The 14,753-nt window shown below is 62.0% G+C and carries 12 protein-coding genes; 7 read left to right on the top strand and 5 right to left on the bottom strand.

Annotation, left to right across the window (positions count from 1 at the left end):
- The first annotated feature begins 142 nt into the window (after positions 1-142).
- The 7 genes from AC0J5Z_RS18525 (at position 143) to AC0J5Z_RS18555 (ending at position 6,004) form a co-directional block, all read left to right on the top strand.
- Positions 143-865, top strand: a complete 723-nt coding sequence (locus AC0J5Z_RS18525; protein ID WP_475035237.1) for a hypothetical protein — start codon at positions 143-145, stop codon at positions 863-865.
- Positions 862-1,569, top strand: coding sequence for a hypothetical protein (locus tag AC0J5Z_RS18530; RefSeq protein ID WP_475035239.1), 708 nt, complete (start codon positions 862-864; stop codon positions 1,567-1,569). The genes AC0J5Z_RS18525 and AC0J5Z_RS18530 overlap by 4 nt, the downstream gene beginning before the upstream one ends.
- A 231-nt stretch (positions 1,570-1,800) precedes the next feature.
- Complete coding sequence (locus AC0J5Z_RS18535) at positions 1,801-2,616, top strand: amino acid ABC transporter substrate-binding protein (RefSeq protein ID WP_475035241.1); 816 nt, start codon at positions 1,801-1,803, stop codon at positions 2,614-2,616.
- Positions 2,617-3,276 (top strand): amino acid ABC transporter permease, encoded by a 660-nt coding sequence (locus AC0J5Z_RS18540; RefSeq protein WP_475035243.1) that lies wholly within the window; start codon positions 2,617-2,619, stop codon positions 3,274-3,276. It abuts the gene before it with no gap.
- Positions 3,263-4,069 (top strand): amino acid ABC transporter ATP-binding protein, encoded by an 807-nt coding sequence (locus AC0J5Z_RS18545; protein WP_475035245.1) that lies wholly within the window; start codon positions 3,263-3,265, stop codon positions 4,067-4,069. Before AC0J5Z_RS18540 ends, AC0J5Z_RS18545 begins: the two co-directional genes overlap by 14 nt.
- A 28-nt stretch (positions 4,070-4,097) precedes the next feature.
- Positions 4,098-4,994: a hypothetical protein gene (locus AC0J5Z_RS18550; protein ID WP_475035248.1), complete on the top strand. Its 897-nt coding sequence runs from the start codon at positions 4,098-4,100 to the stop codon at positions 4,992-4,994.
- Positions 4,995-4,996: 2 nt separating this feature from the next.
- On the top strand, positions 4,997-6,004 hold the full coding sequence (locus AC0J5Z_RS18555) for a hypothetical protein (RefSeq protein ID WP_475035250.1): 1,008 nt from the start codon (positions 4,997-4,999) through the stop codon (positions 6,002-6,004).
- Between the two features lie 11 nt (positions 6,005-6,015).
- Here AC0J5Z_RS18555 and AC0J5Z_RS18560 read toward each other — a convergent pair whose 3' ends face one another.
- The 5 genes from AC0J5Z_RS18560 to AC0J5Z_RS18580 all read right to left on the bottom strand — a co-directional run bounded on the left by AC0J5Z_RS18560 (position 6,016) and on the right by AC0J5Z_RS18580 (position 14,710).
- Positions 6,016-9,045, bottom strand: coding sequence for an alpha-mannosidase (locus AC0J5Z_RS18560; protein WP_475035253.1), 3,030 nt, complete (start codon positions 9,043-9,045; stop codon positions 6,016-6,018).
- A 169-nt stretch (positions 9,046-9,214) separates the two neighbouring features.
- A complete protein-coding gene (fdhD, locus tag AC0J5Z_RS18565; RefSeq protein WP_475035257.1) occupies positions 9,215-10,081 on the bottom strand; it encodes a formate dehydrogenase accessory sulfurtransferase FdhD in 867 nt (288 codons plus the stop codon).
- A 1-nt stretch (position 10,082) separates the two neighbouring features.
- Positions 10,083-12,389: an FdhF/YdeP family oxidoreductase gene (locus tag AC0J5Z_RS18570; RefSeq protein WP_475035260.1), complete on the bottom strand. Its 2,307-nt coding sequence runs from the start codon at positions 12,387-12,389 to the stop codon at positions 10,083-10,085.
- Positions 12,390-12,440: 51 nt separating this feature from the next.
- Entirely contained in the window at positions 12,441-13,799 is a 1,359-nt protein-coding gene (locus AC0J5Z_RS18575) for a molybdopterin molybdotransferase MoeA (RefSeq protein ID WP_475035265.1), read from the bottom strand.
- Complete coding sequence (locus AC0J5Z_RS18580) at positions 13,796-14,710, bottom strand: NTP transferase domain-containing protein (protein ID WP_475035268.1); 915 nt, start codon at positions 14,708-14,710, stop codon at positions 13,796-13,798. The genes AC0J5Z_RS18575 and AC0J5Z_RS18580 overlap by 4 nt, the downstream gene beginning before the upstream one ends.
- Positions 14,711-14,753 lie beyond the last annotated feature (43 nt).

A 14,753-nucleotide genomic window follows, 5' to 3' on the forward strand; every position in this document is an offset into this window, starting at 1 on the left:
TGGTCCGGACTTGGGGGGTGTACGGACCAGCGGGTTCAATCATCAAGCATAATTCAATGTGGCGTCGGCGTAAAATCGTTTCGTACTCCCACTTACGGCTTACGCTGTCTTCGCCCTCGCGGCCCGTCCAGGAAAGTTCCACATGCCCTTACAGTCCAAGGCGTTCCAGCGCTGGCTTCATGGCGTTGCGCCTGATGCCAGCACGGCTGACGTCTGCAGGATCGCCGGCATCAAGCGAACAACACTGGCCCAGCAGTTGGTCCGCGGCAAGGTTGCCGAGTCCACTTTGGTGAGTATAAGCCGCGGCTTCGACATCAATCCCGTGCAAGCCCTGTCCACTTTCGATCTTTATGCCGAGCTTCGGGGCGACGCCGTCCCGCCCACGTCCTGCGAACTCGTCAGCCAGGTGGCAACCATCGATTTGCTGCGCGCAGTGGTGGACCGCAGCGAGCCCGGCACCGCTCCCGCACCGCGCCTTTCTGAACCACCGCACCCCACCTCCGTGCGGAACTGGGTGGACGCAATCGACGACGGCGAGTTACGGCATCGGGTTAGCCAAGCCACCGGGATTGCGCCACAGAATTTCTCCGCACATCTGACCGCCAACAGGCTTCCGCCCGAATTGGCAATCGCTACCTCCCGCGCTGCCGGGGTTGGGCCGGCGGGAGGACTGGTGGCAGGGGGGCTGATCACGGAGGCCGAAGCCGGATGGCCTCCCAATGCCCGCCAGGAAGCGCTGGACACATTGTCGCAGGGCAGGCTGGTGACGCTGGCCGGCGAACGGCTCCTGGCGCTCGGCAGGACACTGCGCCGGCAAGAACAAGACCACGAACGAACTGAACGAATTTGGGAGAACCTCGGATGACGGCTGTCCTGCCCTGGGTCACGCTGGTGGTGTGCCTGGCGATTACGCTCGCCCGGGTTCCGAGCGCATTGCGCGGCGAGAACCGTGTGGTTTTCTATATTTTCTCGCTGATCTCGTTGAGCATCTTCATCAGCATCGAGGCTCCCTACCTGGTTATTGACGGGTGGCTCGGCGGAATGAACATCGGAAATCTGATCCTGCGTTTCCTGCTGTACGGCACGTTCTATTTCATGGGCATCAAGATCGCCACCGCTTTCGGCTCAGCCTCTGCTGTGCGCGCCATCCGAGGACCCATCGGGATCACCGCAGCGGCAATCATTGGTGCGCTGACGATCTACTTCTTCGTCATCACGGACACGCAGGGCTCCTCGGCCGGGATGAGCGGGCTGAAATGGGGGCCTTCCCTGGACGGATACGCGGCGATGGGTCGCTTGTACCCGGGGTTCGTGGCCGCCTGCCTGGTACCTGCCATCTGGCGCACGGTAGTAAGCACTGCCCCGGTCCTGCTTCGGGTCGCCTCGGGGTTCCTGCTTCTGGGACTTTCGCTGCTCCTGTCGTCCCAGCTCTTTCCCCTCATTCCATTTTCGGAGGCTTGGTTGCGGGTCCTCATCAACTACTCGGCCGCCTTGTTCACCTGCCTCGGACTCGCTGGGATCTGGTTCTCCAAGTCATTTGCGCGGCGAAAGCAACGTCTCTCGGCGTAAGGACTTTCACAAAACCATTAGATCGTGGCACAATCATGAATGTGTGAACGCGGTTTGCAGCCTGACACCGGAATCAGAGAACGGGTTTCCGGTGGACGTGGCGCCCACGTGATCACAATTGGGGGGATGAGTGGTGGCGGGCTGTTGGGGACCGCCCCCACTCAGCCTTTTTAACGGGACTTTCGCAAGCCGACCACCAAGCCTGGTCGGGGCGGTGACTAAGATGGCTCCATGAACAGCCTTCGCACCCGCCGCTCTGTCCTCGCAGCCACCGTGGCCTCGGCCGCCCTTGCACTTTCGGCGTGCGGTGGAGGCCCTGCACCCGCCCAGTCCGGCGCGGACACGTCACTTTCAGACGTGAAATCCAAGGGCGAACTTGTCATCGCCACCGAAGGCACCTACCGTCCCTTCAGCTTCCACGCTGAGGGTGCCGGGGAGCTCACCGGATTCGATGTCGAGATTGCCCAGGCGGTGGCCGGGAAACTTGGCGTGAAGGCTACCTTCCAGGAAACGCAGTTCGACGGCATCTTTGCCGGTCTGGACTCCAAGCGCTTCGACACTATCGCCAACCAGATCTCCATCAACGACGAGCGCAAGGCCAAGTACGAGTTCTCCACGCCGTACACCGTCTCCACCGGCGTCGTGGTCACCAAGTCGGACAACAGCAGCATCAACGCCTTCGCGGACCTCAAGGGCAAGACCACCGCCCAGTCACTGACCAGCAACTTCTACAAGATGGCCGTTGAAGCAGGCGCCAATGTCCAGGCAGTAGAAGGCTGGGCTCAGTCCGCCACGCTAGTGCAGCAGGGACGTGTGGATGCCACGGTGAACGACAAACTCACCTACCTGGACTACGCCAAGAACACTCCCGACTCCGGCCTGAAGGTCGCCGCTGAAGCACCGGAGAAGACCGAGAGCGCCTTGGTCTTCCGGAAGGGTTCCACGGAGCTCACCGCAGCAGTGGACAAGGCCTTGGCCGATCTCGAGGCCGATGGAAGCTTGGCGAAGATTTCGGAAAAATACTTCGGCGCGGACGTCACCAAATAGATGAACTGGGACCTCATCTGGAGCTCCTTCGGTCCGCTCATCACCGGCGCCGTCACCGGGACCATTCCGCTGACGCTCGCGTCCTTTGCCATCGGCCTGGTTCTCGCGCTGGTAGTTGCCCTGATGCGCCTGAGCCCAAACTGGCTGCTCTCCGGCATCGGCCGCTTCTACGTCTCGGTGATCCGCGGCACTCCCCTGCTGGTGCAGCTCTTTGTGATCTTCTTTGGCCTGCCCAGCATCGGCATCCGGCTTGATCCTTGGCCCAGTGCCATCATCGCGTTCTCCTTGAACGTAGGCGGATACGCTGCCGAAATCATCCGCGCGGCCATCCTGTCCGTGCCGAAGGGACAATGGGAAGCCGGCCACACCATCGGTATGTCCCGTCCGCAGGCGCTGGTGCGCATCATCCTTCCGCAGGCAGCACGGGTGTCCGTTCCGCCGTTGTCCAACACCTTCATTTCGCTGGTGAAAGACACCTCCCTCGCCTCGCTCATCCTGGTCACCGAACTGTTCCGCAACGCACAGCAGATCGCAGCGTTCAGCCAGGAGTTCATGGCCCTTTACCTGCAGGCAGCCCTGGTTTACTGGGTCATTTGCCTGGTCCTTTCCACAGCGCAATCCGCCGTGGAAAAGAGATTGGACCGTTATGTCGCCCACTAACGAACCCGCACAGCAGCCGCGCGTCACGTCGGTCCTGAAGGCACGGAACCTTGCCAAAGCCTTCGGAAGCAACGTGGTTCTGCGCGACATCGACATCGATATCCGCCGCGGCCAGGTAGTGGCCCTGATCGGGCCTTCAGGCTCAGGAAAGACCACGGTCCTGCGCTCCCTCAACGGCCTGGAAATTCCCGACGCCGGCACGGTCACCTTTGGAAGCGGCGATGCCTCAGCTGAGCTCGCCATCGACTTCGGTGCCAGGGTCGGAAAGAAGGACGTCGCAGCCCTGCGCGACCGCAGCGCCATGGTCTTCCAGCACTACAACCTGTTCCCTCACATGACCGTGCTGAAGAACATCATTGAAGGCCCCGTCCAGGTTCAGAAACGTCCGCGCGCCGAGGCGATTGCTGAAGCCGAACGCCTGCTGGAACGCGTTGGTCTCGCCGACAAGCGGGACGCCTACCCTTTCGAGCTCTCAGGCGGCCAGCAGCAGCGCGTGGGAATCGTCCGGGCGTTGGCACTCAAGCCTCAACTGCTCCTGTTCGACGAGCCCACGTCTGCGCTGGACCCCGAACTTGTGGGGGACGTCCTGGGCGTCATCAAAGAACTCGCCGAAGAGGGCTGGACCATGGTGATCGTGACCCATGAACTGGCCTTTGCCCAGCACGTGGCGGACGAGGTCATCTTCATGGATGGCGGGGTGGTGGTGGAACGCGGGCCGGCAGCCGAGGTATTGCGGGCACCGCGCCAAGAACGGACCAAGCTCTTCGTGAAGCGGCTCCAGCACGACGTCTAAGTGGTTCACAAATATGGGGGATAAGAACTTGGAAGAGACAAGCAGCGAAACCGGCCGGGGTGGTTCCAGGCGTACGGCAATCATCGTGGTTGCCGTTGTGGTGGCCTTGGTAGCCGCAGGGCTAGCCACTTGGTTCGCCCTCTCCCGGCCGGAAGGACCAGGCCGAGCCGACGTTGTCCGTTTGGACAAACAACGCGTCATCGTTGACAACTCGATGAACCTTTACGATCCCCTGGTCCAACAGTTTTCGGGCCGGTACTCGAACGCCATTTCCGAGAAGGCGGGACGGGCGGAGGAGGAGAAAGTCCTCAGCCAGGACCGTGAGCGCATCGTGCGTGAGTCACAGGCAAATCGTGACCGCCTGCAACGTATGGCGGAATCGCCGGCACTGCAGGATCAGGAAGTTGCCGAATCCTTCAACCGCTTCAAGGATCAGTACGGTGCGGTGATCGCCTACAACGATCAACTGGTGGTCAACACAACCAACATCTACCGCTCTGTGGGCGGCCCGTGCGCGGCCCTGCATTCATCGCTGAACGTTGCAGGTGAGTCCTACGCCCAGGACTACGTCAAGAGTGCGGATGAGTGTCTGGCCGCGCTGGGCACCGCCAAGGACGGAGCCGATGCCGAGACCACCACCCTGCTCACGCAGGTAGAGGCCGTCATCCGCGGGCAGCGGGACAAGCAACAGGAAGTGCTGGACAGCAAGGACACCTTTGAGCGCCTCAGCAAGAGCACCCTTGCAGGCCTTGCACTGTTGGATATCAACGATGCGTTCGCCAAGGCGCAAACAACGTACGAAACTGCCACCAAGGACAAATACTCCAAGATCATCGAAAGTGCCAACACCTCAAACTCCGAATTCGAAGGCGTGCTCAAGAAGAGCCTGGAACAGTTTGATGCAGCATCCGGTGAGGGGAAATAGCCATGACCATTGAGCCCGTTCGCAGTAAGCGCCGTCCGGTCCTGATTGCCCTTGCCATTGCTGTTGTGCTGGCGGTGGTTGCCACGGTAGTGGTGATCGCTCTGACCAACTTCGCCGGTCAGCAGCGCAGGGAAAGCCTGGCCCTCCTCAAGGACGAGCGCCTGACGGCACTCGTTGAGGCCAGGGGCAAGATCCAGCCCGCGGCCAACGCCTACCTTGCCGCATACAAGAAGGCGCGCAACGCCCCCGCTTCACGTGAGGACGCCGAGAAAAACTCCGTCAAAGAGCGGGACGAGTTCCAACAGGCCGTCAATTCCGCACGGACCGCTTTGAGTAATGTGCAGACTGGCTACAGCGCTGGTGAAGAATCGGATGGGATCGGTGTGGCTGTAGCCCAGCTGGGCGATTCCTATCAGGCCTACCTCGACTCAATGGAAGGGCTCGTGGCGTCATACCCTCAGTTCGAAGGCCTCTTCAGGGAAGATGCCGGGTGCAGTGGACTGTTTGTGGGCTCCAAAGCGGCAAATCTCCGGGAACGCCAAACACTACTGGGACAAGCGGCTGTACCCTGCCGGGAAGCCGTTACTGAACTCAAGCAATCAAAGAACATCTCCTATATTGAGTTTGCCAGGACCTTGGACAACGAGATTGCACAGCTGGAATCGCACGCAGAAACAACCGCGAAGTCCGAGGAGAACTACAACGAATTTGTCAGGCTCAAAGATGAGTACGTCAAGAAGGCTGATGACGCCACCGCCCGGGGTGCCTCCGAAGAGGAACTTCTCAAGATTGCCGACGAAGTCAAGGCTTTCAACACCCGGATAAAGAACAACAGGTCAGAGTTCGACTTTGCCGCCAAGCGCTACCTGACTGGCGTGAAAGAAATGCCTACCTTGGTTGAGGAAGTGTTCTCGAAGGATGTCGCAGCCCAGATCAAACATCACGACACCGTGATCCCCCTTCGGGTCCAAGTGTTGAAAGATGTTATCGAGGCCGAACTGGTGGAGTAACCCCGCCGCACTCAACGAACAAAGCGCAGCGTAACCAACTGGAAGGGCCGGAGCACCAGCTTCACCACGGAGTCCTCCTTTACAACCACCCCTGAGGCTTCAGTAGGGCGCTCCAGCAAATCCGTGGCCACCGCATCAGCACACTCAAAGCCAGCCTTTACGAACCCCGTTGAGCGCTCCCCCAACGCTTCGTACAGCCGGACGATGACGTCGCCCGAGCCGTCCTCGGCCAGCTTCACAGCCTCCACCACGATCGCCGGGTTGGACACGGAAAGCAGCGGTTCCACCGGACGTCCGCCCGTAATGAACCTCGGTTTCAGGTTGGTACGGTACCCCTCTTCCACGGCATCAGCGATCGCTGCACCGGGCCTGATGGACAACTCAAGCGTGTGCTCACCCCGGTCCGCTTCCGGGTCCGGGAACCGGGCAGAGCGCAGCAACGAGGTGCGGACCGTCGTCGTGGTTCCGCCATCGGCACGGACCGCCCTGGTGACGTCGTGTCCGTAGCTGGAGGAGTTGCTTACTGCCACGCCATAACCGGGCTCGGCGACATGAATCCAGCGGTGGGCGCAGATCTCGAACTTGGCTGCTTCCCAGGATGTGTTGGTGTGCGTCGGCCGGAAGACGTGGCCGAACTGCGTTTCAGACGCAGAACGATCCGCCCTCACGTCCAGCGGGAAGGCGATCTTAAGCATCTTTTCGCGTTCCTGCCAGTCCACCGTGGTGGCGATGCCCAGTGATGCTGCACCGGCGTCAAGCGTCAGGCGTTGCGTAATGGTGGAGGCACCGACCTTGCGCTTGACCACCACGACGACGCCGGCCGCCGTGTGCTCAAGGTGAATGGCATCCGCTTGGGCCAGTTGGGTGACGTTGCGGCGATAGAACTCCTCGATGTCCCACGCGTCCCACTCGTTCGGGGTGTCACGGAACAATTCCAGCATGTTGCCTGCCTGTCCCGGGGCGATGGCGTCGCGGCCGCTGGCACGATCCACCAAAGACGTGAGCAGGCCGTCCCGGTCCAGGACAGCGCGGATAATCCCATTGTCCAGCACGTAGCCGTCGTCGATCTCGTCCACTTGTACATCGGTTTCCGGTCCGCTGGCCTCGGCGGCACCAAGCGCCGGCACCCCGGAGCGCTCGTGCGGAGCCGCGTTGAGCAGGAATTCCTTGTCACCAGCACCTACCAATGCCTTGGCGGCCTGGTCGATGATCCCCTCAAGGTCGCGGGAGATGGCTTCATAGTTCCGCTCCGCATCCTGATGGACCCAGGCGATGGAGCTCCCCGGCAGGATGTCGTGGAACTGCTGGAGGAGGACCAGCTGCCACAGCCGCTTGAGCTCGTCCTTGGGGTATGTGTAGTCCCCGCCCAAACGGACGGCTGCCGTGGAACACCAGAGCTCTGCCTCACGCAGGAGGTGTTCGCTGCGTCGGTTCCCCTTCTTGGTCTTGGCCTGGCTGGTGTACGTTCCACGGTGCATTTCCAGGTACATCTCGCCGACCCAGACCGGCAGCTGGGTGTACTCGGCCTCCGCCTTGGTGAAAAAGTCCTTGGCAGTGCCCATACGCACCTTCGGCGAGCCTTCCAGGTCTGCCGTTCGATGCGCGGCGGCAACCATCTCGCGCGTAGGTCCGCCACCGCCGTCGCCATAGCCAAAGGGCACCAATGACATGGTCCCGCGGCCGTGGTCCCGGTAGTTGCGCTCCGCGTGGGCCAGTTCGCGGCCGTGCAGTTCGGCGTTGTATGTGTCCACCGGCGGGAAGTGCGTAAACAGCCGGGTACCGTCGATGCCCTCCCATGCAAAGGTGTGGTGAGGCATCCGGTTGACCTTGTTCCAGGAAATCTTCTGCGTGAGGAACCAGCGCGAACCTGCTTCCTTGACGATTTGGGGTATGGCACCGGAATAGCCGAACGAATCGGGCAGCCAGGCTTCCTGGCACTCGATATCGAACTCGTTCAGGAAAAAGCTCTTCCCTTCCACGAACTGGCGGGCCATGGCCTCGCCGCCTGGCATATTGGTGTCCGATTCCACCCACATGCCGCCCACAGGAACGAACTGGCCGGCTTTCACTTTTTCCCTGATGCGCACAAAGAGCTCAGGGAAGAACTCCTTCATCCACGCCATCTGCTGGGCCGAAGAACAAGAGAACACGAAGTCCGGGTCTTCATCCATCAATGCCACCACGTTGGAGAAAGTGCGGGCACACTTGCGGATGGTTTCACGGACGGGCCACAGCCAGGCGGAGTCGATGTGCGCATGGCCAGTAGCCAGCAGTTCATGGGCAGACGCGTACGCGGGACGGCTGAGGACCTGCTTCAACTCCGCGCGACCCGCCGCTGCGGTTCCGGCAATGTCGTCCGGGTCCATGACGTCCAGCATGCGCTCCAGCGCGCGCAGGATCTCGTGGCGCCGGGGCATTTCCATGGGAAGTTCGTGCATCAAGCCGCTGAGGGTCCAAATGTCCTGATTGAGTTCCCACACCGTTTCGTTCAGCTCAGCGATGGCTATGCGGCCCAGGCGGTAGCGGGGCTCATCGCCGGAGGTGGCCTTGTCCCCCAAAGGTGTGGGGGCGAAGGACCAACCCTGCGCTACATCCGGGTTGGCTGCGGCCTCCACATAGAAGTCCACGGAGTGTCCTCCGCCAAGAAGCTTGAGCGGAACGTGGTAGTTCCGGGGCGAAATCGCCTTGATGATGCTTCCATCGGAACGCCACGCGGTACCTTCGCACTGAAACCCCGGGACGTCGCTGTTGAAGCCAAGATCAACGATGATCTCCACTGTGGTGGACTCGGTCATGCCCCGGTCCTGCGGCACCTCACCCTGCAGGCGCAGCCATTTTGTGCTCCATGCCTTGCCCCACGGAGCGCCGGGCTCCTGCGGCGCGAAGACCTGGCGCAGGGCTTCCGCGGCGGGCACGGGTTCGCCCGGCGCATCCCAGCTGCTGAGCTGCAGCGGAATCGCCCTGCCGTATATGGCCGGAAGAATGCGTTCCCGAACAAATCGATCGAGACGCTGTTCAGTGATCCGGCGGTCGTCGTGCAATTAATTCCCCTTTGGGCATTGGAGTGACAAGGCGTGGTAAGCGGGCCTCTTTGTGCTGGGCGCTGACAGCGTATCTGCGTTCACTGAGCTTCCAATCGATGGATAAAATCTACGTTGTTCCAGCTCAATAACCAAGTGATGGAGCACTATCCTCGGCGAACTTCGTGCCCTAAGCAGCCTCTTCTCCTACAATCCTGTCGCGACCCGCGTACACGTTGAGGCTGGCCCCCCTGCTGAACCCAACCAGCGTGATGCCTGAGTCCTGCGCCAGTTCTGCAGCCAAGCTGGAGGGTGCGCTGACAGCGGCCAAAACCGGGATTCCGGCCATGGCAGCTTTCTGGACGAGCTCGAACGACGCCCGGCCGGAGACCTGAAGCACAGTCCCTTTGAGTGGCAGCATGCCGGTCCGCAACGCCCAGCCCACCACCTTGTCCACGGCGTTGTGCCTGCCCACATCCTCCCGGAGGCACAGCAGCTCCGTAGTGCCGTCGTCGTGGATCCTGAAAAGGCCCGCAGCGTGCACACCACCCGTTTTGGCGAAGACCGCTTGGGCCTCCCGGAGGCGGTCCGGCAGGGCGGCGAGCGCCCTTACCGGGATAGCCACGTCGTCTTCCTTGGGGCTGTGGTGCGAGGACTTTCGAACGGCATCGATGGAGTCCGTGCCGCAGATTCCGCAGGAGCTGGAGGTGTAGACGTTACGGCCGGTATCGGGCCGTTCCACGTCCGGCCGAAGCTGTGCATCCACCACGTTGAAGGTCTGCACCCCGTTCTCGTCCTCCCCGGCGCAGAAACGTTCCGAGACCAGCTGACCCGGCTCCCACACGATCCCTTCCGAGACCAGGAATCCCGCGACGAGGTCGAAGTCATCTCCGGGGGTCCGCATGGTCACGGAGAAAGACATGTCGCCCAACCGGATCTCCAGCGGCTCCTCCACGGCCAGGACGTCTTCCTTGAACCGGACGGGATGCTCCAAGGCCTGCGGTGAGCCGTCCAAGACAAACTTGTGCACCTTGCGGCGCTGGGTTACGCGTCCCATGTCAGGATCCGTTCTCCTCATGCTTCACGAAGCGCACGGTCATGGCCTTGTAACCGGGGGTGTTGGATTCCCGGGCCACAAGCTCGCGGTGCACCAAGGCGTTGGCCTCCGGGAAGTACGCCGCGGCGCATCCCTTGGCCGTGGGGTACCCGATGAGCCGGAACTTGTTGGCACGCCGCTCTGTTCCCGCGAAGGTAGAGATGACATCCACCAGGTCGCGGTCCTCGAAGCCCAGTTCCTCCAGGTCACCCGGGTGGACGAGGATCACGCGGCGACCATCCGAGACGCCGCGATACCGGTCATCCAAGCCGTAGAACGTTGTGTTGTATTGGTCGTGGCTGCGTACCGTCTGGAGGATCAGGTGGCCCTCGGGTGCTTCGAGGTACTCAAGCGGCCGCACGGAGAAGCGCCCCTTGCCGATATCCGTGGCGAAGGTTCGGGTGTCCCGGGGTGGGTTGGGCAGGACGAAGCCGTTCTTGGTGCGGACCCTGGCGTTGAAGTCCTCAAAGCCGGGAATGACGCGGGAGATATGGTCCCGGATCACGTCGTAGTCTTCCGCCATCGCGCGCCAGTCCACGCCGTGGCTGTCTCCCAGCGTCGCTTGGGCCATACGCGCCACAATCACCGGTTCGCTCAGTAGGTGCTCTGAAACAGGCTCGAGCCGTCCTTGGGTCTTGTGGATGACGGACATGGAGTCCTCCACCGAGAGAAACTGCTTGCCCTTGGGGTGTTTGTCGTCAGTGTCCGTCCGGCCCAACGTGGGCAGGATCAGGGACGTCTTGCCGTGCACCACGTGGGCACGGTTGGGCTTGGTGGAAATGTGGACCGTCAGCCCGGCCTTCTTCAGGCCAGCCTCAAGGGCAGCCGTGTCCGAGCCCGCCGCAGCGAAGTTTCCGCCCATGGACACGAAAACATCCACCTCGCCCTTTTCCAGGGCGTGCTGGGTTTCCACCGAGTCGTAGCCATGATCCCGCGGCATGTGGAAACCGAATTCTTTGTCCAACGCGGCCAGGAAGGATTCCTTGGGCTTCTCCCAGATGCCCATGGTGCGGTCGCCTTGAACATTTGAGTGGCCACGGACCGGACAAGCACCCGCCCCACGCTTGCCGAAGTTTCCCTGGAGGAGCAGCAGGTTAATGATTTCACGCAGGGTATCCACCGAGTGCGGTTGCTGCGTCAGCCCGAGCGCCCAGCAAATGATGGTTGCTTTCGAGGCAGCCATCATTTCGGCAGCCTTGGTGATTTCTGCCCGGGTCAGCCCGGTAGCCCGCTCGGTTTCGTCCCAGTCCAATGCCGAACGCGCTTCCTTGTAGGCAGCGAAACCTTCGGTCTGCTGCTCAATGAAGGAATGGTCGACGACGGTCCCCGGGTTGCGCTTCTCTTCCTCCAGGAGCAGGTGTCCCAGTGCTTGGAACAGCGCGAGATCGCCACCCACCTTGATTTGCAGGAACTCGTCCGCGATGGTGGTGCCGCCGCCGATCACACCATTAAGTGACTGCGGGTCCTTGAAGTTCAAGAGGCCCGCTTCGGGAAGCGGGTTAACCGCAACAATCTTTCCGCCGTTGTTCTTACAGTCACGGAGGGCGGACAGCATTCGGGGGTGGTTGGTTCCAGGATTTTGGCCAACCACCAGAACAAGCTCCGCATGGTGGATGTCCTCCAGGGAAACAGTGCCTTTGCCGATTCCGATGGTCGGGTTGAGGGCACTGCCTGAGGACTCATGGCACATGTTGGAGCAGTCGGGAAGGTTGTTGGTGCCGAGGCTTCGCGCAAATAGCTGGTACATGAAGGCGGTCTCGTTGGCCGTCCGGCCGGAGGTGTAGAACACGCACTTGTCAGGTGTAGTGGCATTGATGTGCTCACCGATCAGGGCGAAAGCCTCGGTCCAACTGATCGGCGAGTAGTGAGTGTCACCCGGCCTGATAACCACGGGCTCGGAGAGTCTTCCCTGGCTCCCCAGCCAGTACTCCGTCTTGTCTTCCAGGTCTGCCAGAGAATGTTTCGCCCAGAATTCGGCACCGACTGTACGGGTGGTGCTTTCCTCGGCGATCGCCTTGGCACCGTTCTCGCAAAACTCTGCGGGACTGCGCCTGCCGGTGATCGATTCCGGCCATGCACACCCCGGGCAGTCAAAGCCATCATGCTGGTTGACCCGGAGCATGGAACGGACCGTACGGGTTACTCCGGCTTGGGCGTAACCGCGTTCAAGGGCAACCGTGACAGCTTTGAGGCCGGCCGCGGCTTGTTTGGGCGGGTGGATTTGCAGGTCATCTTCGTTGATGTCCTGTTCTGGAGCATGCCTGTTCATGAATCCATCATTGCACTTTGTCACCAAGCCCAAAGCCGATCACGGCACCCCTCACGCGCCCAACGCACTCCAGTCCACAGGACCCGAAGGCGCCTTCCGTCGTTGCCTGGGCGCGGCTTTGCCGGTTTTGTCCTCCGGTGCCTTCGGCACGGGCAACGGTTTGCCCCAAGGTAACGCGAAGGCGGGGACCATCTCGCCTAATTGGACTCCATGGGGTGGCACCACCATCACCCCGTCCGCACCTGCCAGGCCACGCATCATTCCGGGGCCGGCATGCTGCGCTGGCGATGCCAATCCATACACCAGCTTGAAAGGCATCAGACGGGTCCGTCCGGGGTCCGCGTCGATTGTCGATCCACAGGGAACTTCACCCACCTCTTCCAAGCGACCATGGCCCAAAGCAGCAAGCAGGGGTGCGCCCACAGTAAACAACGCCATCATCGCGGCGAGAGGATTTCCCGGCAGTCCCAGCACGAACCGACCGTCCGGCAGCTCCGCCAGCACGGCGGGATGTCCCGGGCGCATGGCAATTCCATCGATCAGCAAACTGCCGCCAAGCTCTGCCACGGCTTTGCGGAAATGGTCGGTCCCCGACCGTCCTGTGCCGCCTGTAGTAATGACGACGTCTGCCGGCGGCTCCGTTTCGACGTAGGGGCCGTCGGGCGTCAGCTCGTCCAGTATCGGCTCGGTGTCCTGGAGTGCGGCAATCCAGTCCTCGTAGCTGTCGCCCACTTTGAGCTGCTCGCCCGCGATGCCGCCCAAAAGTTCGACGACGGCGCCCAATTGCGGGCCGAAGGTGTCCCTGACCTGTCCAGGCAAGGGAACACCCTGGGCAACGACTTCCGAACCCGTCAGGAGGAACCGAACCAGCGGTTTGCCGAGCACGTCCACGTGGTCCAGGCCAGCAAGCGCTGCCAAGGCAATGTGTGCCGGATTCAGCACCGTCCCTGCCTTGAGCAGGACATCACCCTCAGCAGCCTCTTCTGCAGCTTTACGGATGTGTTGGCCGTTGCGGGGCTCCCCCGGTTTGGCGGTGCCGCCCAGCGCAAGAACCGGCAGGCCGTCGTCGTCCGTGGTGATAACACCGCTTTCGCTGCGCAGTACTGCCTTGGCGCCGGGCGGTATCAGCCCGCCGGTGACAATGGGGCTCGCCTGGTGCGGTGCCAGCCGCTGTCCGGGCTCGCTGAGGATCCATGGGCCACTGCCGTTGACGGCCCATCCGTCCATGGCGGACGAAGCATAGTGGGGCATGTCCTGCACGGCCAAGGCATCCGAAGCCAAGGTGCGCCCGAGGGCAGAACTGAGCGGCACGGGGCCTGGCGGGATGGGAGCAGCAACCTCGAATGCTCGCTGCCGGGCCTCATGCCATGTGTGTGCCGCGTGATGGCCCTCTGCGGGGGCCTCTGTCATTCTCGGTCAGTCCCGGACTCCGAGTACTCCTTGGCAACTTTGCGTGCCAGGTCCAGTGCGGCATTCATGGATGCATCATCGCTGGCCTGGCCGATCCCGCGGGCCATGCCTGCCGCGTATCCGGCAATGAACGTGGTCAGGGGCGCCGCTGGGCGCACTACTGAATGCGCCGCCACTCCTGCGACCGCCAGGACCTCATTGACGTCCACTTCCACACCCTCAAGCTCGAAAGCCTGCAGCAGCGTGCGGCACCATTCCTCGAGCGTCTCTTCCTGGCTTTTCACGTCCGCCTCCAACTCGTAGTCAATGCCCAAGGCCGCGGCGTCCTCCCACGTATCCACATCATCGGTGGACCCCGCGGGGACGGCCACGTCCAGCACGTTCAGCCTAGCAAGCAGCCGGAACACTGAAGAGTTCGTTAACCCCGAGCCTTCGGAAGCTACGGCCACTTCCCTTTCCAGAGCCGCTGTACTGTAGGCCCCCAGGAGTGGCTGCTTCCGCCCGTCCCCGGAAACTGCCATCGCCCCTTCCACTCCGGGATTTGCTTCAAGGGCATCCCAAAGGAGGTCAACACCACGGGAAGCATGCGGCATATCGCATGCCAGCACGAGCGTCCACAGGGTGTTCGAACCACTCCTCTGCAGCGCAGCCATGCCGGCCGCAATTGCCGCGGCCGGCCCGGCGAATGCCGGTTCCTCCCGAGCCCTCAAGACACCGCTCGGCAGTGGTCCCCTGTCCTTTGGCTCATCGTTGGGAGCGTCCGGCCCCACCACAACCACCGCCGAAGCACCCCGGGCAGCCTGCAGGGCATGCGAAAGGAGCGTGTCGCCGTCGTACTTCAACGATGGCTTGGGCACGCCACCGAGACGGGTGGCCCGGCCACCCGCCAAAATCACGGCATTGAACTCCATCCGCCCAGATTACCCGGGACGGACGGAGACCAGCAGAAATCGA

The organism is Paenarthrobacter sp. TRD_SC_7, from assembly GCF_056156245.1.

What these genes read in the sequence shown, in the direction of transcription:
- AC0J5Z_RS18540 (WP_475035243.1), top strand. Translation starts at nt 2,617, where the DNA reads ATGAACTGGGACCTCATCTGGAGCTCCTTCGGTCCGCTCATCACCGGC.
- AC0J5Z_RS18525 (WP_475035237.1), top strand. Translation starts at nt 143, where the DNA reads ATGCCCTTACAGTCCAAGGCGTTCCAGCGCTGGCTTCATGGCGTTGCG.
- fdhD (WP_475035257.1), bottom strand. Translation starts at nt 10,081, where the DNA reads ATGGGACGCGTAACCCAGCGCCGCAAGGTGCACAAGTTTGTCTTGGAC.
- AC0J5Z_RS18545 (WP_475035245.1), top strand. Translation starts at nt 3,263, where the DNA reads ATGTCGCCCACTAACGAACCCGCACAGCAGCCGCGCGTCACGTCGGTC.
- AC0J5Z_RS18580 (WP_475035268.1), bottom strand. Translation starts at nt 14,710, where the DNA reads ATGGAGTTCAATGCCGTGATTTTGGCGGGTGGCCGGGCCACCCGTCTC.
- AC0J5Z_RS18570 (WP_475035260.1), bottom strand. Translation starts at nt 12,389, where the DNA reads ATGAACAGGCATGCTCCAGAACAGGACATCAACGAAGATGACCTGCAA.
- AC0J5Z_RS18535 (WP_475035241.1), top strand. Translation starts at nt 1,801, where the DNA reads ATGAACAGCCTTCGCACCCGCCGCTCTGTCCTCGCAGCCACCGTGGCC.
- AC0J5Z_RS18555 (WP_475035250.1), top strand. Translation starts at nt 4,997, where the DNA reads ATGACCATTGAGCCCGTTCGCAGTAAGCGCCGTCCGGTCCTGATTGCC.
- AC0J5Z_RS18530 (WP_475035239.1), top strand. Translation starts at nt 862, where the DNA reads ATGACGGCTGTCCTGCCCTGGGTCACGCTGGTGGTGTGCCTGGCGATT.
- AC0J5Z_RS18575 (WP_475035265.1), bottom strand. Translation starts at nt 13,799, where the DNA reads ATGACAGAGGCCCCCGCAGAGGGCCATCACGCGGCACACACATGGCAT.